15 protein-coding genes are annotated in these 20,131 nt (G+C 74.7%); 7 read left to right on the top strand and 8 right to left on the bottom strand.

What is annotated here, in order from left to right; genetic code table 11:
* Nucleotides 1–77: 77 nt before the first annotated feature.
* A complete protein-coding gene (locus IO40_RS0106900; RefSeq protein WP_033229104.1) occupies nucleotides 78–1,280 on the bottom strand; it encodes a lycopene cyclase family protein in 1,203 nt (400 codons plus the stop codon).
* Between the two features lie 710 nt (nucleotides 1,281–1,990).
* On the opposite strand from IO40_RS0106900, the gene crtI reads away from it, so the two are divergent.
* The 3 genes from crtI to IO40_RS0106880 are packed head-to-tail and all read left to right on the top strand — an operon-like array spanning nucleotide 1,991 to nucleotide 5,540.
* A complete protein-coding gene (gene crtI, locus IO40_RS0106890) occupies nucleotides 1,991–3,532 on the top strand; it encodes a phytoene desaturase family protein (RefSeq protein ID WP_016471646.1) in 1,542 nt (513 codons plus the stop codon).
* Nucleotides 3,529–4,542, top strand: a complete 1,014-nt coding sequence (locus IO40_RS0106885) for a phytoene/squalene synthase family protein (protein ID WP_031175041.1) — start codon at nucleotides 3,529–3,531, stop codon at nucleotides 4,540–4,542. The genes crtI and IO40_RS0106885 overlap by 4 nt, the downstream gene beginning before the upstream one ends.
* Nucleotides 4,539–5,540, top strand: a complete 1,002-nt coding sequence (locus IO40_RS0106880) for a Rieske (2Fe-2S) protein (protein WP_016471644.1) — start codon at nucleotides 4,539–4,541, stop codon at nucleotides 5,538–5,540. The genes IO40_RS0106885 and IO40_RS0106880 overlap by 4 nt, the downstream gene beginning before the upstream one ends.
* 206 nt (nucleotides 5,541–5,746) lie before the next feature.
* Here IO40_RS0106880 and IO40_RS0106875 read toward each other — a convergent pair whose 3' ends face one another.
* Complete coding sequence (locus IO40_RS0106875) at nucleotides 5,747–8,248, bottom strand: ABC transporter permease (RefSeq protein WP_031175040.1); 2,502 nt, start codon at nucleotides 8,246–8,248, stop codon at nucleotides 5,747–5,749.
* 401 nt (nucleotides 8,249–8,649) lie between these two features.
* On the opposite strand from IO40_RS0106875, the gene IO40_RS0106870 reads away from it, so the two are divergent.
* Together IO40_RS0106870 and IO40_RS0106865 are read left to right on the top strand one after the other, a co-directional pair.
* Nucleotides 8,650–9,834 (top strand): sensor histidine kinase, encoded by a 1,185-nt coding sequence (locus IO40_RS0106870; RefSeq protein ID WP_016471642.1) that lies wholly within the window; start codon nucleotides 8,650–8,652, stop codon nucleotides 9,832–9,834.
* A gap of 34 nt (nucleotides 9,835–9,868) precedes the next feature.
* Nucleotides 9,869–10,651 carry a response regulator transcription factor gene (locus tag IO40_RS0106865; RefSeq protein ID WP_041968685.1) on the top strand — a complete coding sequence of 261 codons (783 nt, stop codon included), beginning with the start codon at nucleotides 9,869–9,871 and terminating at the stop codon, nucleotides 10,649–10,651.
* On the opposite strand, the gene IO40_RS0106860 is transcribed toward IO40_RS0106865, so the two are convergent.
* Nucleotides 10,648–11,343 (bottom strand): ABC transporter ATP-binding protein, encoded by a 696-nt coding sequence (locus IO40_RS0106860; RefSeq protein ID WP_016471640.1) that lies wholly within the window; start codon nucleotides 11,341–11,343, stop codon nucleotides 10,648–10,650. The two genes, IO40_RS0106865 and IO40_RS0106860, sit on opposite strands and share 4 nt — an antisense overlap.
* Nucleotides 11,340–12,467, bottom strand: coding sequence for an ABC transporter permease (locus tag IO40_RS0106855; RefSeq protein ID WP_031175038.1), 1,128 nt, complete (start codon nucleotides 12,465–12,467; stop codon nucleotides 11,340–11,342). The genes IO40_RS0106860 and IO40_RS0106855 overlap by 4 nt, the downstream gene beginning before the upstream one ends.
* A 159-nt stretch (nucleotides 12,468–12,626) precedes the next feature.
* Between IO40_RS0106855 and IO40_RS0106850 the strand changes: the two genes are divergently transcribed.
* Nucleotides 12,627–13,229 (top strand): TetR/AcrR family transcriptional regulator, encoded by a 603-nt coding sequence (locus tag IO40_RS0106850; protein WP_016471638.1) that lies wholly within the window; start codon nucleotides 12,627–12,629, stop codon nucleotides 13,227–13,229.
* 128 nt (nucleotides 13,230–13,357) lie between these two features.
* Here IO40_RS0106850 and IO40_RS0106845 read toward each other — a convergent pair whose 3' ends face one another.
* On the bottom strand, nucleotides 13,358–14,029 hold the full coding sequence (locus IO40_RS0106845) for a chitinase (protein WP_394298477.1): 672 nt from the start codon (nucleotides 14,027–14,029) through the stop codon (nucleotides 13,358–13,360).
* Between the two features lie 314 nt (nucleotides 14,030–14,343).
* On the opposite strand from IO40_RS0106845, the gene IO40_RS0106840 reads away from it, so the two are divergent.
* Entirely contained in the window at nucleotides 14,344–15,375 is a 1,032-nt protein-coding gene (locus IO40_RS0106840) for an LLM class flavin-dependent oxidoreductase (protein ID WP_031175037.1), read from the top strand.
* Between the two features lie 95 nt (nucleotides 15,376–15,470).
* Here IO40_RS0106840 and IO40_RS0106835 read toward each other — a convergent pair whose 3' ends face one another.
* The 3 genes from IO40_RS0106835 to IO40_RS0106825 all read right to left on the bottom strand — a co-directional run bounded on the left by IO40_RS0106835 (nucleotide 15,471) and on the right by IO40_RS0106825 (nucleotide 19,990).
* Nucleotides 15,471–16,190: a DUF5701 family protein gene (locus IO40_RS0106835; RefSeq protein ID WP_394298476.1), complete on the bottom strand. Its 720-nt coding sequence runs from the start codon at nucleotides 16,188–16,190 to the stop codon at nucleotides 15,471–15,473.
* A gap of 324 nt (nucleotides 16,191–16,514) precedes the next feature.
* Nucleotides 16,515–17,693 (bottom strand): RICIN domain-containing protein, encoded by a 1,179-nt coding sequence (locus IO40_RS34735; RefSeq protein ID WP_051803433.1) that lies wholly within the window; start codon nucleotides 17,691–17,693, stop codon nucleotides 16,515–16,517.
* A gap of 950 nt (nucleotides 17,694–18,643) precedes the next feature.
* Complete coding sequence (locus tag IO40_RS0106825; protein ID WP_016471633.1) at nucleotides 18,644–19,990, bottom strand: MFS transporter; 1,347 nt, start codon at nucleotides 19,988–19,990, stop codon at nucleotides 18,644–18,646.
* Between the last annotated feature and the right edge of the window lie 141 nt (nucleotides 19,991–20,131).

Below are 20,131 nucleotides of genomic sequence, written 5' to 3'. Positions count from 1 at the left end.
GCCACGGGCCGGCCGGGCGCAGGCGTCGGCCAAGCCGGTGTCGTACGTCGTCGGCATCGGTTGCGCTCCATCGGAGCTCAGGCGGCCGGCGGGCTGCGGCGCGGGGTGAGGGGGAGGCCGAGTGCGGCGGCGAGTATCGCGGCGACAGGCACGTGCGCACCGATGGCGAGGTCCTGCGGCAGGCTGGTGCGGCCGTCGAGGAAGCGCAGCAGGCGGACGGCGGGCACCCGCGTGAACAGGCGGGTGAAGAAGTCCGGGCCGTCGATCCGGCCGCTGTCGAGGGCGTGCAGCAGTACCGCGTCCATCAGCCGGGAGCGGGCGGAGTGGGGCCGCGGGGGCAACGGGTGCCGGCCGGTGTGCAGCGCCGCGGCCACGGCCTGCGTCTGCCGCTGCACGGCGCTGAACGTATAGCCGGTCGCGGGCCGGGTCGCCCCGGCGCAGGCGCCGATCCGGAAGACGCCCGGCGCGCTGTGCCGGGGGAAGACCGCGTCCGTCATCGGGATGACGCCCTGCTCGCTCCCGGTGACCTCGTAGTCGTCCGGTTCCAGGCCCAGCACCTGCCCGGTGTACTGCCGCAGGGCACGCTCGTACTCCGCGCGGCCCAGCACGCGGCGGGAGAACTCCGTGTACTCCACCAGCGCCTCGTGCTTGCTGCACGGCAGGAGGTAGCCGAAGGACAGGCCGTGCGAGGGCTGCCGGGTACGGAAGTCCATCAGTTCCACCGTCTCCGGGTCGAAGACGGGCCGCCGGGAGCGCACGAACCAGCCGCGGAAGTGCTGGAGCAGCGTCGTCCGCGCGGGCGGGAGACGCCCTGGCGGGCGCGAGTCGAACACCCAGCGGGCGCGGACGGCGAGCCTGGTGCCGTCCGCGCGGTGCGCCCGTACGACGGCGCCGTGCGGTACCGGCTCGACCGCGTCGACGACCGCCTCGATACGCGCCACGTCACTGCTCCCGGCGATCCTGCGGTCGGCCAGCGCCTCGAAACGGTGGGAGGGCAGCATCTTGTAGCGCAGCGGCGCGATACCGGCCGTCACGGCGGTGCCGTCGGCCGGGCGTACGCGCAGCCGCTCCCAGCTGGCGGCCAGCGCCTCGTCGTAGAGGCCGCCGCGCCCTTCCCAGAAGCACCAGGTGCGCGGAACGGCCCGGAAGGGGCCCGGTGGTGCCGCGAGCAGCACCGTGCGCAGCCGGCGGGCTCCCTCTGGCGGCGCGGCCAGCCGCAGCGCCAGCGACAGCCCGGCGGCCCCCGCCCCCACGACGGCGACGTCGGCGTCCAGCTGCACGGCGGCTGCTCCCTTCCGCTGGGCCGGCGCGTGGGTACGGACACCACGCCGACGGGGACGCGCGTCCCGGGACGGCGCGTCCCTCAAGTCTCACGGCCGCGCGGCCGGCGAGGGGGCAGGCCCGGCCGTGCGTGTCGGGCGCCGGACGGCCCGGGGTGGCCGCGGCTCCACCGAACGGCGCATCCGCACGGGCGCCGCACGCGGAATGAGTCTGGAGGTATGTGATGTCACCACGGTGAGAGGACAGTCATGCGCTCCAGCCAGGCGGCCTTCCGGAACATGCCCGCGCGGAACGGCCGGTGCGGCCGGCCGCACACGCGCCGCGCCGTACCGTACGGCGGCCCGGCGCCCGGCACGGTGCCGGCAGCGGCCGACGGGAGGCGGCCCGGGCGGGCAGGGCGGGACGGCTGCGGCCGGCTGCGCGGCGGCCCCCGGACGGCGGGCAGTGCGCCGCTGCGCCCCGCGCCCTGGAGCGGTTCCGTCCGCCCCGCCGCCTCGCGGACGGCGCCCGGCCCCGTCCGGTGCCGTCCCTCCGCGCGGAGCACGGCTCTCCGGCGCCGTGTTCCGCCTTGCCTGCTGCGCGCCGCCGCCCCCGGAACGCCGCCGGCTCCCGGGCCCGTACAAGCCGGCTCGCCGCCGCCCTCCTCCGCGCCGTCCCGCTCCGTGCCGTCCGCCGCCGGGCAGGCCGTCAACCGGGCGGAGGGGGGCCGGTGACCCGGGCGTTGCGGGGGCCGAGCGACCATGTCGTGGTCGTCGGCGCGGGCCTCGCCGGCCTGTCGGCCGCTCTGCACCTGCTCGGCGCGGGCCGCCGGGTCACGGTCGTCGAACGCGATGCGGCCCCCGGGGGCCGCGCGGGCCGTCTCGTACGCGGCGGCTACCTCATCGACACCGGGCCCACGGTGCTGACGATGCCCGAGATCGCCGACGAGGCGTTCGCCGCCGTCGGCGAGTCGCTGTCCGACCGCGTGGACCTGATCCCGCTGCACCCGGCCTACCGGGCCTGCTTCGCCGACGGCTCCCGGCTCGACGTGCACACCGATGCCGACGCCATGGAAGCCGAAGTGGAGCGGTTCGCCGGACCCGCGGAGGCGGCGGGGTACCGCAGGCTGCGCCACTGGCTGGGACAGCTGTACCGGGTGGAGCGGCAGCGCTTCGTCGACGCCGACTTCGACGGCTGGTGGCACCTGCTCACGCCCGATCTGGTGCGGCTCGCCGCCCTCGGCGGCTTCGGCCGCTGGGAGGCCGGCGTCGCCCGCCACCTGCGCGACGAACGGCTGCGCCGCGTCTTCACCTTCCAGGCCCTGTACGCGGGGGTGCCCCCGGCGCGCGCCCTGGCCGCGTACGCGGTGATCGCCTACATGGACACCGTCGCCGGGGTGTACTTCCCGCGCGGCGGCATGCACGCCCTGCCGCGGGCGATGGCCGAGGCGGCGGCAGCGGCGGGCGCGGCGTTCCGCTTCCGCTCCCCGGTCACCCGGCTCGAACGCTCCGGCGACCGCGTGACCGCCGTGCTCACCCCGCACGAGCGCATCCCGTGCGACGCGGTCGTCCTCACCCCCGAGCTGCCGGTGGCCTACCGGCTGCTGGGCCGCGCGCCCCGCCGCCCGGCACGGCTGCGCCACTCCCCCTCCGCGGTGGTGCTGCACGCCGGCTGCGACCGCACCTGGCCCCAACTCGCCCACCACACCCTCTCCTTCGGCCGGGCCTGGCGGCGCACCTTCGAGGAGGTGACCCGCACCGGTGCGCTGATGAGCGACCCCTCCCTGCTGATCACCCGGCCCACGGCCACCGACCCCTCCCTCGCCCCGCCGGGCCGCCATCTGCACTACGTCCTGGCGCCCTGCCCCCACACCGGCATCGGCCCCGGCCCCGCCGACTGGCGCGCTTACGCCCCGCGCTACCGCGACGCGCTGCTGCGCGAGCTGGACCGGCGAGGGCTGGCCGGGATCGCCTCGGCAATCGACGAGGAATGCCTGGTGACACCGGCCGACTGGACGGAGCTGGGGCACTCGGCCGGCACCCCGTTCTCCGTCGCCCACACCTTCGGCCAGACCGGTCCCTTCCGTCCCCGCAATCTGGTACGCGGCACCGCCAACGCCGTTCTCGCCGGCTGCGGCACCACCCCGGGCGTGGGAGTGCCTCCCGTACTGCTGTCGGGGAAACTGGCCGCCGCCCGCATCACCGGCGTCCCCCCGACGGGCGCCCCAGGGAGCGCGCGGAGACGGCGCAGCGCGGCGGGAGCACCGCTGTGACCGCCCGGGAGCTGGACGCGGCGGGCATCGTGAACCCGTATCTGCGTGCTGCCTACGCCCGTTGCCGGGAGCTGAACGCACGGCACGGCCGGACGTACTTCCTCGCCACACGTCTGCTCACCCCCGACCGCCGTCCCGCCGTGCACGCCCTGTACGGCTTCGCCCGCTGGGCCGACGACATCGTCGACTCCCTCGACAGCGGCACCGGCCCCGGCGAACGGGCCGACGCCCTCGACCGGTTGAGCACCGCACTCGCGCGGTGTCTGGCAGGCGGCGGCGACGGCGGTCAGCCGGTGGTCGCGGCGCTCGCCGACACCGCCCGCCGATACGCCCTCGACCACGGTCTGTTCGCCGACTTCCTCACCTCCATGCGCAGCGATCTGGAGGTCACCCGGTACGCGGGCTACGAGGAGCTGCGTGCCTACATGCACGGCTCCGCCGCCGTGATCGGCCTTCAGATGCTGCCGGTGCTCGGCACCGTCACCCCCCGGGAGGAGGCCGCACCCCACGCGGCCGAACTCGGCGTCGCCTTCCAGCTCACCAACTTCCTGCGGGACGTGGGAGAGGACCTCGACCGGGGCCGGGTCTATCTGCCGGAGGACCTGCTGGCCGCCCACCGTGTGCACCGGGATCTGCTGCGCCACTGCCGGGACACCGGCCGCACCGACCGCCGGGTCGTCGCGGCGCTGAGGGAGTTCGAGGCGCTCACCCGCCGCTCCTACCGGCGTGCCGAGCCCGGCATCCCGATGCTGGCGCCGGTCTCCCGGCCCTGCATCCGTACCGCTTTCGTGCTCTACGGCGGCATCCTGGACGCGGTCGCGGCCACCGGGTACGCGGTGCTGCACCGCCGCGCCGCGGTCCGCCGGCGGCGCAGGGCGCTGGTCGCCGCGGACGGCCTGGTGCGGGTGACCGCCGCCCGGATGACGGCCCGCTGTCTGCGCGGCGGCACGTCGCCGGCCGCCTCGCCGGCCGCGGGGAGTGCGCGCGCCCGTCCCGAGGAGGCGGCATGACGCGCCCCCTGCGCGGGCGTCCGCCGCTGCGCCTGCGCCGGGCGCCCGTCCGCTGGGAGCACCAGCGCCCCACATGGCGCGAGGCCAAGCCCGGTGTGATCGCGGAGGCGCTCGGCCGGGCCCGCAGCCGCCCGTCCGGGAACTGGTACGTCGTCGGCGCCACCCGCGACCTGCGCGACGACCGGCCCCTCGCACGCACCGTCGCGGGCCGCGAGGTCGTGCTGTGGCGCAATGCCGCAGGCCGTCTCGTCGCAGGGCCCGGGGTCTGTCCGCACCTGGGCGCTCCGCTGGGGGACAGCCCGGTGCGGTGCGGCACCCTGGTGTGCCACTGGCACGGGCTGGCCCTGACCGGTGCGCCGTCGGCCGGGTGGCGGCCGTTCCCGGCCCACGACGACGGGGTGCTGGTGTGGGTGCGGCTCGACGAGGCCGGGAGGGAGGAGCCGACGGACCGCCCGCCGGTGCCCGTACGTCCGGCGCCTGCCGGTGCGTTGACTGCCGTGTACACCGGGCTCGGCACCTGCGAGCCGGAGGACGTCGTCGCCAACCGTCTGGACCCGTGGCACGGTGCCTGGTTCCATCCGTACGCGTTCGTCGACCTGACCGTGGTGGGCAGCCCGGGCTCCGGCGGCGAGGACGACTCCTTCACCGTCGACGTGTCCTTCAGGGTCGCCGGCCGGTTCGTCGTCCCGGTGCGGGCCGTCTTCACCGCACCTGGACCGCGGACGGTGCTCATGCGGATCACCGAAGGAGAGGGCGTGGGTTCCGTGGTGGAGACGCACGCCACGCCGGTGGGGGCCGACACGGCCGGCAGACCGCGCACCGCCGTGGTGGAGGCCGTCGTCGCCACCTCGGAGCGGCCCGGATTCGCTGCGGCCCGCCGCGCCGCGCCGCTGCTCCGCCCTGTGATGCGGGCCGTCTCGGGCCGGTTGTGGCGCGACGATCTGGCCTACGCGGAGCGCCGCTGGGTGCTGCGCGCCACGGGCCGCTTCCCGGGCTGAGGCCGCCCGGCGGACGAGCGCCCCGGCTCCCCGTGCCGGGCCCGTGTTCGGCGCGCCGTGGCCGTGGGTCCGGCGGCGGGCCCGGGCCGCACGCACGGCTGGGGGCCTTGCCTGACGCTCGGCCCCTGGCCCCATGTCCCGCCCCCGCCGGCTCCCGGCCGGGGCGGGAGGGGGCCGCTTTCTGTTTCACCCGGCGGCGTTCCGTTTCACTCCGCGGCGATGGCCCGCAGCATCGGGATGCGGGCCGCCCGCCTGGCGGGGACGACGGCGGCCAGGACCCCGATCACGGCGGTGGCGGCGACGCAGGCGCCCAGCTGCGGCCACGGGAGGACGAGGGCCACCCCGTCCTGGCTCAGCACCGCCGCCGTTCCGATGGCGCCGCCCGCCACAAGGCCGAGGGCGGAGCCGAGCGCGGCGATGAGGACCGCTTCGATCCGCAGCAGCGAGCCGACGTCGCGGCGGTCGAGTCCGACGGCCCGCAACAGGCCGATCTCCCGGACGCGTTCGTGCACGGCCATGCCCATCGTGTTGACCACGCCGAGCGCGCCGATGACGACGGTGATGCTGAGCAGCGCGTACACCTGGGTCAGGAACGGGGCGGTGCCGGCCGCGGCCTCGGCCCGTACGTCGGCGCGGTTCTGCACCAGCAGCGCGGGGTTGTCGAGCGCCGCGCGGATCTTCTCGCGTACGGCGTCGGTGCGGCCGGGAGCGGTGTCGATGAGGACTGATTCGATGCGGGGGCCGTCCTCGGCGGCGGTGGGGCGGGGCAGCCGGTCTGCGCTCACCAGCGCGGGGGTCAGGTCGTCGGGGCCGTCGAAGAGGGCGACGACGGGCAGGGATGTCCGCTTTCCGGCGCCGCCGAAGGTGCCGGTGACACGGCTGCCGAGTCGCCAGCCGTGTTCCCGCGCGAGGCCGGCGGTGACCGCGATGCCGTGGTCGAGCCGGCCGAGGGAACCCGCGCGGACGGTCAGCGGCGCCAGTTGCCGAATGGTGCCGGGGTCGACGCCGGTGACCGGCAGGTCGTGGTCGCCGGCGTGGAGTGTCGCGCGGACGACGGGGCTGACGGAGTCGGCGCCGGCCACCGCCTTCACCCGGGCCGGGGTGTCTCCGGCGATCTCGCCGAAGTCGACGGCGGTCACCCGCAGGTCGGAGGTCAGCCGGGCGGCGGCCTCCTGCTCCTCGTGGTGGTTGACCGCACCGATGGCCATGGTGAGCGCGCTGACCATGGCGAGGCCGATCATCAAGGTGGTGGCGGTCGCGGCGGTGCGCCGCGGATTGCGGCGGGCGTTCTCCACCGCGAGGGTGCCGCGGACGCCCGCCAGGCGCGTCAGCGGCGCCCTGAGCGGAGCGGTGACGGCGAGGGCGAGCAGCGGCGCGAGCAGGATGAGCCCCAGCAGCAGGACGGGGACGGCGACGAACAGGGTGTTCTCGTCCTCCGTGGCGACGGCGAGCAGCACGGCGCCCGCCGCGGTGACCAGGAGTCCGGTGATGCCGCGGCGGCGCAACGGCGCGGGTGCGGGCGGCTCCCCGGTGCGCAGCGCGGCGACGGGCGGTACGGCGCCGGCGCGCCTGGCGGGCAGGTAGGCGGACAGCACGGTGACGCCGATACCGACCCCGAACGCGGCGAGCGGGGCGCTGACCGAGTCCAGCCGCAGGGGCACGGCCGGTCCGCCACCGCCGCTGACGCCGAAGAATGTGTTGAGCACGGCGGCGACGCCGATGCCCAGCGCGTAGCCGAGGACGGAGGCGACGGCGCCGACGAGGGCCGCTTCGGTGAGCACTTGCCGGCTCACCTGGCGGCGTGTGGCGCCGACGGCGCGCAGCAGGGCGTGTTCGCGGGCGCGGGCGGCGCTGAGCATGGTGAAGGTGGTGGCGACCAGGAACGTCGAGACGAAGAGGGCGACGCCTGCGAATCCCAGCAGCAGCGTGGTGCGTTTGTCGTCGCCGCTCAGTGCGGTGGCGGCGGCGTCCAGTTCGGCCCGGGTGCGGACCTCGGCGCCCCGGGGCAGCAGCGCGGAGGCACGTTCGGCGAGTGCGGTCTCGGTGGTGCCGTCGGCGGCGGTGAGGGTGAGCGCGGTGTAGGTGCCGGGTGCGGGTGCGAACCAGCGCTGCGCGGTGTGCCGGTCGAAGGCGGTGAGGGTCCCGCCGGTGACCGTGCGGGCGTCGTCGGTGCGGAAGACACCGACGAGCCGGACGGTGCGGGCGGTGCCGCCCGCGACCACGCGCACCCGGTCGCCGACCCGGTGTCCGGCGCGTTCGGCGGCATGCCGGTCGACGGCGATCTCCCCGCCGGTGCGGGGACCGCGCCCCTCGGTCAGCGGGTAGCGCGGGTCGGTGCCGTCCGGGCCGGGGTCCCAGTTGACGCCGAGGGCCTGCTGCTGCGCCCCGACGAGGGAGCCGTCCGCGCCGACGAGATGGGCGCGGCCCTCGACGGTGCCGCGTGCGGCGGCGGCACCGGGCAGGGCGCGCAGCTTGCGCAGCAGCGCGTCGTCGAGCCGCAGGGGACGGTGGCCAAAGGAGCCGCCCGGGGTGATGACGACGGAGATGCCGGCCTGGGAGCCGGTCCGGGCCCGGCCCAGGGCTTCGGCGGCGGACTGGCTGTAGAGCAGGGCGCCCGTCACGAAGGCGACACCGAGCACGACGGCGAGGCCGGGCAGCAGGAAGCGGAGTCGGTGGGCGACGAGGGTGCGCAGTGCGGTGCGGATCATCGGTCCTTCGCAGGGGGACGTGTCGGACAGGGGCGGTGAGCGGCCGTGGGGGGCGCCGAAGGGGCGTGAGGGTGCCGGGCCGGAGGCGGGCCTGCCGGGGAAGCGGGTCAGACGGCGGCGCGGGGAACGTGTCCGCCGTTCGGCCCGGGAGCAGGGGGGCCGGTGGGGTGCGTCACGTCGCTCCGTGCCGTTCGCGGATCCGCCGCCCGGTGGGCGTCGGGGCCCGGCGGGGTACGGGGCGCGGCGTGCAGGCCGCGCCGGAGACGATCCTGCTGGGTGCGCGGGGTGCGGCGGATCGGCCGGAATGCCGAATCCCGACGGCCTCCGGCCCGGTCGGCCGCCGCTCGCCTCGGCCGAACGGCTGAGGCGGACGGGACGCCGGTGCCGTAGCGTGACCTGGCATGATCTCCGCTTTCGGCACCCGTTCCCGCCCCCGGCAGGTGTTGCTCGCCGTGGCCGGTGCGGTACTCGGCACACTCGCCGTCCTGGAGGGGCTCAACGCCCCGCTCGGGCCCGTGGCGCTGCTGACGGCGGGCTCCGGTCTGCTGTGCGTGGGCACGCTGCTCGTCGCGGACCGTCCGCTGCCGCGCCGGGTGGTGTGGGCGGCTGCGGCCTCGGGCCTGGTGACGGTGGTGGGTGCGCTGGTGGCACAGCGCGCGGAGAACACCCCGGGCGGGGTGGAGACCGGAGCACTGCTGTGTCTGATCGCCTGCGTGGTGCGGCGGTGCCCGCCACGGCAGGCGGTGGCGCTGAGCGCCGTGCTCGCCGCGGTCGTGGTGGCGCTCCCGCTGCGCCTTGAGGCCCGGGACAGCATCACGCTGGGGGTCATGGTGGTGCTCGCCTGCTTCGCCGTGCCGCTGATGGTGGCGCTCGGACTCTGTCTGCGGCTGCGGGACACCTTGCGGGTCCGGGAGCGGGAGGCCGTCCTGCGGGAGCAGCGGCTGGAGTACGCGCGGGACCTGCACGACTTCGTCGCCCACCACGTCACCGCGATCGTCGCGCGGACACGGGCCGCACGCTTCGCCGCCGGGGCGGGGAAGGCCCCGTCCGCCCAGGATCTGGACCGGATGCTCGCCCAGATCGAGGAGGCCGGCTCCCAGGCGCTCGGCTCGATGCGGTCGATGGTCTCCTCACTGCGGGACACCTCCGCGCCTGCTCCGACGCGTCCGCCGGGTGACCTGCGCTCGCTGCGGGAACTGGCCGACGAGTTCGCCGCGACCGGACTGCGGCCCGAGGTCGCGCTGGATCCCCGGCTGACGGACCGGCCGCTGCCCCCGCAGGTGCACAGCACCGTGCACCGGGTGGTGCAGGAAGCGCTCACGAACGTGCGCCGGCACGCGGCCGGCGCCGAACGCGTGAAGGTCCGGGTGGCGCTGCGGCCGGACGGGAAGCTGGAGGCGGAGGTGACCGACGACGGGGGTGCGCCGGCGGCTGCCGCCCCGGCGGACGGTGCCGGCTTCGGGCTGGTCGGACTGACCGAACGCGTCGAGGAGGCCGGCGGCACCCTCACGGCGGGACCGCGGCCGGGGGGCGGCTGGCGCGTGCTGGCCGTCCTGCCGTCACGGACCGCCGCTCCGCCGGCCTGAAGGGCGGCCCCGTGCCCCTGCGATCATGTCCGGCATGACGATCCGCGTTCTCATCGCCGACGACCAGGAGATGGTCCGCGCCGCGTTCCGCATGATCCTCGACTCCCAGCCGGACCTGTGCGTCGTCGCGGAGGCGGCGGACGGCGCGGCGGCCGTCGAGCAGGCCCGCGCACTGCGCCCCGACGTGTGCCTGCTCGACATCCGGATGCCGGTCCTGGACGGGCTGGAGGCCACCCGGCTGCTGGCCGGCCCGGAGGTGGGCGACCCGCTGAAGGTGCTGATCGCCACCACCTTCGACCTCGACGAGTACGTGTACCGCGCGCTGCGCAACGGTGCTTGCGGGTTCCTGCTCAAGGACGGTGCGCCGGCGCTGCTGACCGAGGCAGTGCGGGCCGCCGCGGCCGGCAACGCGATGATCTCGCCCGCGGTCACTGTGCGGCTGCTGGCCCGGATGACGCAGGGCGACGACGGCTCCGCGGCGCGGCGCCCGGACGCGGGAGCCGCCCCCGCCGGGGGCGGGCGGGGGCGGGGGCGCGGCGGCCCCGGCGGTCTGCCGGAGCCGCTGACCCAGCGGGAGCTGGAGGTGACACGGCTGGTGGCACGCGGACGTACCAATGAGGAACTCGCCGCCGAGCTGTACGTCTCCCTCTCGACGGTGAAGACGCACCTGGGCAACGTCCAGCGCAAGCTCGCCGCCAGGAACCGGGTCGAGATCGCCGCCTGGGCGTGGGAGCACGGCCTGTGCGCCCCCGACCGGGACGAGGCCGCGTCGCCCCGGTCCGCACCCGGTGCGGGCGGGGACCCGCGGGACGGTTAGCCGCCGTCCCTGCCACCACGCGCCTGGCCGGGGACGGTGTGGTGCAGCATGTCGACGGTCGCGTCCGCCGCGCCGGTGACCACCGGGTCGTGGGTGGCGACGACGGTGACACAGCCGTACCGGTGCGTGGTCCGGGCGATCAGAGCGGTCAGGTCCGCGGCGCGGTTCCGGTCGACGGCGGCGGTCGGTTCGTCCACGAGGAGCAGTTCGGGTTCCATGAGCAGCGCGCGGGCCAGGGCGACACGTTGGCGTTCGCCGCCGGAGAGCTGGTCGGGACGGTGCCGCAGCCGGTGTTCGAGCCCCACCTCGGTGAGCAGTTCCCGCGCACGGTCGCGCACGGCGCGGCTCTTCCGGCCGGCGAGGGAGGCGGCGGCCAGAAGCTGTTCCTCCGCGGTGAGCCCCGTCAGCAGATTGCCGCTCTGGAACATGTAGCCGATGCGTTCCCTGCGGGCCCGGGCACAGTCGCGGTCGGTGAGGGCGGCCAGGTCGGTCTCGCCGAGGAGGGCCTGGCCCGTGTCGGGGCGCAGCAGCGCACCGGCGACGGCGAGCAGGGTGGACTTGCCGGAGCCGGAGGGGCCGACGAGCGCGGTGAGGACACCCGGCCGGAAGTCGGCGGTGAGGTGGTGCAGGGCGGTGGTGCGGGACTCGCCGCGGCCCAGGGTGACGGTGATGTCGTGGAGGTGGAGGCTCATCGTCCGGCTCCCAGCATGGTCATCGGGTCGACGGTGGTGACGCGCCGCAGGGTGAGGGCCGAGCCGGCGAGGCCGACGAGGGCGACGGCTGCCATGGTGGCGCCGAGCGTGCCGGCGGGGAGGCTGAAGGGGACCTGTTCACCGACCAGCAGTCCGACGGCTGAGGCGAGTGCCGCCCCGACGGCGGTGCCGGCCCCGACGACCACGGCGGCCTGGGCGAGCGTGTGGCCGAGGAGGCGGCGGCGGGAGGCGCCCATGGCACGCAGCAGGGCGAGTTCCGGGGTGCGCTGGATGGTCCAGACGGCGAAGAACGCGCCGACGACGAGCGGGGCGATGAGGAAGAGGAAGGTCTGGATCGAGTTCATCGTCAGCCGCTCGCCCTTGTAGCCGGGAGCCGCGGCGAAGGCGTCCTCCAGCGAGACGGTCGCGGTGCCGTGCCGGTGGTCGGCGGCGGCGAGCTGCGCGGGACTGGTGTCCGCGGGGAGCCGCAGGGCCACGGCGCTGTACTGGTGCGGCAGGTCACCGGGGCGTGTGGTGGCGCCGGGGGTGGTGAAACGGATCCGGCGCCAGGTGTCGGTCGTGACGTAGGCGGCGGCCACGTGCCCGTAGGAGGAGCGGCCGGTGACGCCGACGACGCGGAGGCGGACGCCGAGCCGGTCGATGGTGAGGGTGTCGCCGATGCGGACACCGTCGTCGAGGAGCCCGCGGGAGACGACGACGCCGTCCGGTCCGGCCGCCTCCAGGGACCTGCCCTGCTCCGCGCCGGGGTCGGTGAAGGCGCCGGGCTCGACGCCGAAGGCAGCGAGGTCCACCTCGGCGCCGCGGTCGGTGGTGCCGCGGGTGAGGGAAACACCCAGTGGTGTGGCCTCGGTGTCCTTCTCCGCGCGCCATCCGGCGGCGGTCCGCCGGTCGACCAGTCCGCGGGCGAACTGGTCGGAGTCGGTGCCGGCGGAGAAGGCGATGTGGGTGGCGGGCAGCCGGCGCAGGGCGGAGACGGTGTCGTCCCCGAGGCCGGTGGTGAATCCGGAGACGATGCCGACGAGCGCGGCGACGAGGACGACGACGCTGCCCATCAGCAGGAAGCGGCCACGGGCCGCCTTGAGTTCCAGCAGGGCGAGGAACACGAGGTTCCTTTCGAAGTTGGGGACGGTGCGTCCCCAACATAGAAGATGGCGACGCACCGTCCCCAAGTGGGGGTCGCCGGGACGAGGCGGCCGGGGCCTTGTGGCGGTGCGCGGGCACCGCGCTCGGGTGCGCGGCCGACGGCTTCTAGACTGGGCCCCGTGCCGAAGATCCACGCTGCGTCGGTTGCCGACCACCGCGCCCAGCAGCGTGCCGCCCTGCTCGAAGCGGCGCGGGAACTGCTCGCGGAGGGCGACGCCGCCAAGGTGACCTTCGCGGAGATCGCCCGCCGTACGGGGCTGGCCCGCAACAGCGTGTACAAGTACTTCCCCGACCGCGGCCACCTGCTCACCGAGGTGGTCCGCGAGGCGGCACCCCGCTGGACCCGGCACATCCAAACCGCCCTCGCCGCCGCCGGCGACGCCCCCGAGGACCGGGTCGCCGCCTATGTCACGGCCCAGCTGATGATGGTGCGCGACGGCGAGCACCGCATCGCCCGCGCGACGGCCGACGAACAGGACGCGGCGGCTCTGCGCGAGGGCGCAAAGGCGGCACACCGCGCACTGCTCGATCCACTGGTGGCCGCCCTGCGCGACCTCGGCGACGAGGATCCGGCTTTGACAGCGCGGTTTCTGCAGGGGTTCGTCAACGCCGCCACCACCGCGCTGGAGGCCGGGGGCGACTACGAGGCTGTCAGGGACCGCGCCGTGCGACTCGCCGTCGCGGCCCTGGGAGGGCTTGCACCCAAGGCGCAGCCGGGCTGAGCCCCGGGAGTGCACCCGTACGGACGGGGCCGCGGCACACCCCCTCCGGGGGAAACGCCACACAACAGCGCACGGGGGCGGGGCCTGCCGGCTCCGCCCCCGTGCGGGGCTGGGTGTGCGGGCGCACCTCAGCAGCTGAGGTTGTCCCCCGTGGTGGTGCCGAGGATCTGGGTGAAGCGCTTGAAGTTGTCGATCCGGCTCTGCACCTGGCCGGGGTTGCCGCCGTTGCACTCCAGGGTGCCGTTGATGGCACGGATGGTCTCACCGAAGCCGGCGCCCGTGACGATGGCGTTGTGGGGGGTCATCGTGCCCGGTCCCTGCTGCGTGTTCCAGTACCACAGGCCGGTCTTCCAGGCCACGGCCGGGTCGTTCTCGACCTTGAAGGGGTCGTTCAGCAGGTCGATGCCGAGGGCGTCACCGGCCGCCTTGTAGTTGAAGTTCCAGCTCAGCTGGATGGGGCCGCGCCCGTAGTAGGCGTCCTGCCCGGCGGGGCAGCCGTAGGGCTGGGAGGCGTCGCAGTAGTGCGGGTAGTTGGCCTCGTTCTGTTCCTTGATGTATTTGAGGCCGCCGGTCTCGTGGCTGACGTTGGCCAGGAAGGCCGCGGCCTCCCGCTTCTGCATGGCCTCGTCACCCGTGGTGGCGAACTCCGGGTAGGCGTCGAGCGCCTGGGTGAGCCCGGCGTACGTGTAGAAGGGGTTCCGGTCCGGGAACATCTGGTTGAACTGGGCCTCACTGACGACGAACGCCGCCTTGGACTTCGCGCCCGCCTTCGCGGGGCTCGCCTGAGAAGTCATGGGCATGCCAAACCACAGACCGAGACCGACGACGAATGCGGTCAGCACGGCCAGGATGCGCTTTCTCGACATCGCGAGTGCTCCTCGATGTGGGGGGTGAATGAGCCGCACTCAACCGTATGGTCTGTACCAAGTCAAGGGTCTATACCAGAGAGACCGGCCTGCGGACTGAGCCCGCGCCCCCGCGCGAACGTCCGTACATGCAGGGCAGGTTGAACACTTGACGCCCGGCAGCCGACCGTGGAGCGGAGCGGCACCGTCCACCCGCTCGGCATCAACAACGGCCCGCAGCATCGAACTTGTGAGCCTATGCTGACGCCATGATCGACGTACCTCTCTCGGCGCTCGAAGTCGCCATGGTCCAGACAGGCACCCGGGCCGTGGACACGCTCCGGGACACAGTGCCCTTCGCACAGGAACTCGAACGGCTGGGCTATCACCGGATCTGGTACGCCGAGCACCACCACTCCCCCGCGATCGGCGCCTTCCCCCCGGTCGTCCTAATCGCGCACGCCGCCGCCTCGACCTCCGCGATCCGCCTCGGCTCGGGCGGGGTGCTGGCCCCCAACCACTCCCCCCTCATCCTCGCCGAGCAGTTCGGCACCCTGGCGGCGCTCCACCCGGACCGGGTGGATCTCGGCATCGGGCGCGGCCCCGGCACCCTCGACGAGGACATCGCCCGGGCGCTGCGCCGTGGGGGCGAGCCGACGACGGAGACCGGTTACCGGGACGACGTGGCCGCCACCTTGTCCTTCCTCGTCGAGGAAGTCGCACTCGGTTTCCTGCCGGAGCCGTGGCTGCTGGCCTCCAGCCCCGCGGGGGTGACGCTCGCCGCGCAACTGGGCCTGCCGATGGCCGTCGCCCACCACATCCGCCCGGACAACACCCCTGCGACGGTGGAGCGTTACCGGGAAGCGTTCACTCCGTCCCGTTGGTGCGAGCGCCCCCGGGTGCTGGTGTGCGTGGAGACGGTGTGCGCCGAGACGGAGGAGGAAGCCGTATGGCACGCCGGACCGATGAACGTGGTCAAGGCGGGGCTGCTCAAGGGGCTGAGTGAGACCGCCTTCCCGACGCCCGCCGAGGCGGCGGCCCACTCCTTCACACCGGAGGAGGAGAGGGCACTGGCCGGCTTCCGCGCCCAGCAAGCCGTCGGCACGCCGGAGACCGTCGTCGACCGGCTGGGCCGCCTGGCAAGCGCGACCGGAGCGGACGAACTCATGCTCACCACACCGGTCTACGACTTCCGCGACCGCGTGCGCTCCTACGAACTCGTACGGCAGCACTCCGGCTCCGCAGCGCACCCCCTCCGGAAAACCGCGGAGCCCGCCCAGGAAACCGCGGGCCCCGCCTAGCAAAACCGTCCCACGCCGGGCGGGGCGGGGCGAGGCCCGACGCAGAGCCCCGTCTCCAGGGTCCGCCGCCGGTGCCCCGCCCGCCCCCGGGCCCCTCAGAGGGTGCCGGGGCGGCGTCCCGTCGCCGAGGCGAAGCCCAGCCAGGTGTGCCGGTTGCCCGCCCAGCACCAGCCCACCTTGGGGGCTTTGCGGCGCTCACGGCCGTCCCGCCCCGTGCCGTTGCTGATCCAGAGGGCGGGCGTGCGGGAGTCCAGCGTGCCGTCGGGCTTGCGCAGCCGCGAACCAATGGTCATGAAGCAGCGGTTGCGCTCCAGGGCCGCGGGCTGCTGGAGCACCCAGTGGATGCCCTCGGTGAGCAGCAACGGGGTGCGCGCTTCCGCGGTGAGGGCGGGCAGGGCTTCGTCCGGGCTCCAGTTGGCCATCCGGTCGCCGCGGTCGACGCCGGTGATGAGGTGGAGCGGCGAGTCGGGCACCGCGACCGATTCGAGCGGGGCGAACTCGTCGACGTCGAGCATGTCGGTGACGACGAAGCCGGGCTTGCCGTCGCGGCGGAGCAGCGGGGCGAGGGCGGAGGCCGGCGCCCTGTCGGGGTGGACGGCGAGCAGGACGCCGCCGTCCTCGTCGCCGGCCGGGTCCCCCGCGGCGTCGGCGAAGGCACGCAGCTCGGCGGCGGGCAGCCCCGCGATCTCATGCACCCCCAGCTCGATCAGCCGCTCGGCCTGCGTGCTCAGCGCCGGAAGAGCGGGAACGGCGGTCACGGCGGGCACGGCGGAGGGGACGGAGGTGGTGGATGTGGTGGAAGTGGTGTCGGGCAACGTTGCTCCCATGGGACGGAACGGCCAGGCCCCCACGCAACGAGGCGGCCCGCCCGAATGTTCCCGTCGGCCGCCGGTCCCCGCCCGCGTCCCACGTCACGTACGGCCGCCGGTCAGCCGTCCCGGAGCATCCGGGCAGCCGGGCACTCGGACACTTGACCACCCGAACACTCGGAATGCCCGGAACATCAGCCCTCCGGCGGCACCTTCGGCACCGGCCACAGCGGCCATAGCGGCCACACCGGCCATAGCGGCCGTGCCGACGGTACCGCCGGACGGCTGAGCGGTCCGCGGCGGTCGGAGCCTGTCAGGTCCTCTCCTCGGTCAGTCGAGCTTCCACGCGTGGTCGTCCTCGGGGTTGCAGTCCGCCAGCCCCAGGTGCGCGTCACGCCCGCCGCTGCCGAAGGTCTCGCCCCACACGTCCAGACACCGGTCGCTGCTCTTGGCGTTGCGGATCCAGTACGTCCCGTCGCCCTGGCCGTCGAGCCACCACAGCTGGTTGTCCGCGTTCGTCGCGTCGCAGTTCCCCTCCGTGACGGCCGTGGGGCCCGGAGCGTCGCCCTTGCCGGCCGCGTCCATGCACAGGCCGTCCTTCTCGTTCTTGATGACGAAGAGGTTGGCGCCGCCGGGTCCGCCTCCCTTGTTGCTCACCTCGAAGTCCCAGACCTGGTTGTCGCCCGCGGACTTCTCGCAGTCGAACTGGTTGACGGGGCCGCCGGCCTGGCCCTTGCCGTAGCCGGGCACATCCGCGCACAGACCGGTCAGCACGTTCCGCAGCATCACGTGCTTGGAGTTCGACGGGTCCGCCGCCACCAGCAGCTTCCGAGGGGTGGCCCTCTTCTTGACCTCGGTGCCCTCGGGGACGCTCATCTTCTGCACGGGCGCGCCCTCACCGGCCCCGCCGTCCTCGTTCCTCTCCGACGCCGGGGCGTCCGCGCTCCGGGACTTCTTCTCGTCGCTGTCGGAGGACGAGACGGATTCCCCGACGACCGCACCGTCTTCGCCGGACCCGCCGTCCTCGCCGGTGCCGCCGTTCTCGCCGGTGCCGCCGTCCTCGTCCTGCTGCGCTGCGGACGAGTCCGCTGCCGGGGTGTCCGCCCTGCCGGCCCCCTTGTCGGCGCCGTCCGAGGAAGGCACCGAATCCCCGACGACCGCGTCCTCACGGGACCCGCCCTTGTCACCCCGCTCGGACCCGGATGCGTCCGGGCCTCCGGAGCCCTTGCCGTCACCTGGGGAGGGCACCGGTATCTCGGGGACGTAGGTCCCCGGGTTGTGGTGCTCGCTCTCCTTCGGCATCGTCACGCCTGACGCGGTCTCGGAAACCTCCTTCTCCCGGTCGTCGTCGTGCGTCCCCATGACGAGGAACGGGACCGCGATCATGAGCGCCCCCGCGATCCCCGCGCCGGCGAGCAGCGCCTTGGAGGGACGGCCCGAGGGAGGCTGCTCCCCGACGCCCTGCGCAGCACCCGACCGGGCCGGCGGATTGCCTCCCGCTCCCGCCACCGCAACACTGCCGAGCCCGGTTCTCCCCCGCCCGGAGAGGGCGGAGTCGGCGGCGGGCACAGGAGTGGCGGCCGTGGCCGGCGCCGGGGCGGCAGTCGCGGTCGGCGCAGGGGCGGCAGTCGCGGTCGGCGCCGGGGCGGCGGCTACGGTGGCGGCCCGCGGAGAGACGCGGGAAACCTCTGCCTCCCCTCCCCCGTTGTCGGCCCCGGACGCGCCCGGCTCCCGCGGCTCCCGCCGCGCTTCCGTCTCCTCCGGCTGCACGGCCGGAACGGCGGAGGTGGCCGGTGCGACAGGAGCGGCCGGGACCGGCCGGGTCGGCCTCGGCCGCAGAGCCTCCAGGTCTCCGGCGACCCGGGGCGCGGTGACAGCGCGACGCACGGCGGGGGCTACAGGGCCCGCGTTTTCCTCGTGACGAGGCATGTTCTCTCCGTTCGAAGCTGCGATCGGGCAGTCGTCGGCCGGCCGCTGCGCGGCGGGGCGGACGGGACAGCGGACAGCCCTGGCCGTCGGAGTTCTGGAGCGGCGGGCCTGCCCCGCTGCCGGGGTGTGCTCGGACCTCCGCACCGCCACCGAGCCGGGCCGCGGGCCGGGCGTCTCACGCGCCGGCTCCACTCCGCACGGAGAACAAGTACGTCCGCGGGCCTGCCGCTTCCGGCGGCAGGACCACGGACGTGGCAGGCGGCGCGGCGTCCCGAGCAGGGTCCGACGCACCGGCTGTCCCCCCAACGGGGGCCGGACGTGCGCGATCCGCCCGCTGTCTCGGGAGCTCACTCATACGCCTGCCGCCTGGCGAAGTCGAAGTGGAAGGAGGGGCCGGAGAGTTGGCAGCTTACAGCGAAAATATTTCCGAAGGAGGAGGGAGAGGGGACGGTCTTCTTCCGGAAAGGCGAAATCCGGCCGCCCCACCCACCGTCCGGCTTCCTGCCTCCGGAACGCCCCCTCACGCCCCCTCAGCCGAGTTCGCGCGACCGCGTCTCGGGCAGAGCCAGCACGCACAGCAGGGAGACCACGGCCATGGCCGAGACGTACCAGCCCACCGCGCTCGAACCGTACGAGGACTGGAGGTCGGTGGCCACCAGGGGCGCCACCGCCCCGCCGAGCACTCCGCCGAGGTTGTAGGCGAACGAGGCGCCCGAGTACCGCACCCGGGCGCTGAACAGCTCCGGAAGGTAGGCGCCCATGGGCCCGTAGACCACGCCCATGCAGAACAGCGTGCCGCCCAGGGCGAGGGCGATCAGCACCGGCCGTTCGGTGTCCAGCAGGGGGAAGAGGACCAGCCCCCAGACGACGGCGAGTCCGCAGCCGGTGAGAACGAGGCGGCGACGGCCGCGTGCGTCGGAGCGGGTGGCCGCGAACCAGGTGCCGACGGCGAGGAAGAGGCAGGCGACCATCGACAGGGCGAGCATGGTGCTGCGTGGCACGCCGAGCCCTTGGGTGGCGTAGTTCAGACAGTAGGTGGTGGCGGTGTAGAAGAGGCCGTAGGCGACGATCATGCCGCCGGCCCCCAGCAGGGTCTCCCGCCAGTGGGTCCGGAAGACCTCGACGGCCGGTGCCTTGCTCTCTTCCTGCTCCGCCATCACACGCCGGAAGACCGGCGTCTCGCTGATCCGCAGCCGGACGAACAGCCCCACGGCGACCAGCGCGAACGACAGCAGGAAGGGCACCCGCCAACCCCAGGAGCGGAACGCCGCGTCGTCGAGACCGGCGGAGAGGGCCCAGAAGATGCCGGTGGCGGCGAAGAAGCCGACGGAGGGGCCGAGTTGCGGGAAGGCGGCGAACAGGCCGCGGCGTTTTTCGGGCGCGTGCTCCACGGCCAGCAGCGCGGCACCGCCCCATTCGCCGCCCAGCCCGATACCCTGGAGGAAGCGGAGCAGGACGAGCAGCAGCGGCGCCCAGACGCCGAGGGTGGCGTAGCCGGGCAGCAGCCCGACGAACGCGGTGGAGAGCCCCATCAGCAGCAGCGATGCCACCAGCACCGACTTGCGGCCGACCCGGTCACCGAAGTGTCCGAAAATCAGCGAGCCGAGCGGGCGTGCGACGAAGGCCACCGCGTAGGTGGAGAAGGCCGCCAGCGTGGCGGTGAGGGGGGCGAGGTTGGGGAAGAAGGCGCTGTCGAGGACGAGGGCTGCGGCGGTGCCGTAGGCGTAGAAGTCGTAGAACTCGATGGCCGTGCCGATGAAGCTGGCGACGGCGACCCGGCGCATGCTCTCCGGGCTGCCGCTCTGCTCACCGCCGGGCGCGGCACCCGCACCGGTGCCGGCGTCGTCCGCGTCGGTGCCGGCGTCACTCGCGGTCACGCCGGTGCTGCTCGCGTCCGTGCCGCCGGGCTCGGGGAGGACGGTCTCCCGGGCGCTTTCGCCGGGTGTTCCACCGCCCTGCGGCCCCGGCTCGTTCGTTTTCGCTGGTCCTGCTTGCTGGCTCACAGGCGCACTGTTCCG

The organism is Streptomyces albus subsp. albus (assembly GCF_000725885.1).
Taxonomy (GTDB): Bacteria; Actinomycetota; Actinomycetes; order Streptomycetales; family Streptomycetaceae; genus Streptomyces; species Streptomyces albus.
Note: the sequence above shows the minus strand (reverse complement) of the source record. Positions and strands in the feature narration are given on the sequence as shown.

Bases quoted from the DNA above. Each gene is read 5' to 3' on its own strand.
- IO40_RS0106875 (WP_031175040.1), bottom strand. From the start codon at position 8,248: ATGATCCGCACCGCACTGCGCACCCTCGTCGCCCACCGACTCCGCTTC.
- IO40_RS0106840 (WP_031175037.1), top strand. From the start codon at position 14,344: ATGATCGACGTACCTCTCTCGGCGCTCGAAGTCGCCATGGTCCAGACA.
- IO40_RS0106845 (WP_394298477.1), bottom strand. From the start codon at position 14,029: ATGCCCATGACTTCTCAGGCGAGCCCCGCGAAGGCGGGCGCGAAGTCC.
- IO40_RS0106865 (WP_041968685.1), top strand. From the start codon at position 9,869: ATGACGATCCGCGTTCTCATCGCCGACGACCAGGAGATGGTCCGCGCC.
- IO40_RS0106860 (WP_016471640.1), bottom strand. From the start codon at position 11,343: ATGAGCCTCCACCTCCACGACATCACCGTCACCCTGGGCCGCGGCGAG.
- IO40_RS0106880 (WP_016471644.1), top strand. From the start codon at position 4,539: ATGACGCGCCCCCTGCGCGGGCGTCCGCCGCTGCGCCTGCGCCGGGCG.
- IO40_RS0106870 (WP_016471642.1), top strand. From the start codon at position 8,650: ATGATCTCCGCTTTCGGCACCCGTTCCCGCCCCCGGCAGGTGTTGCTC.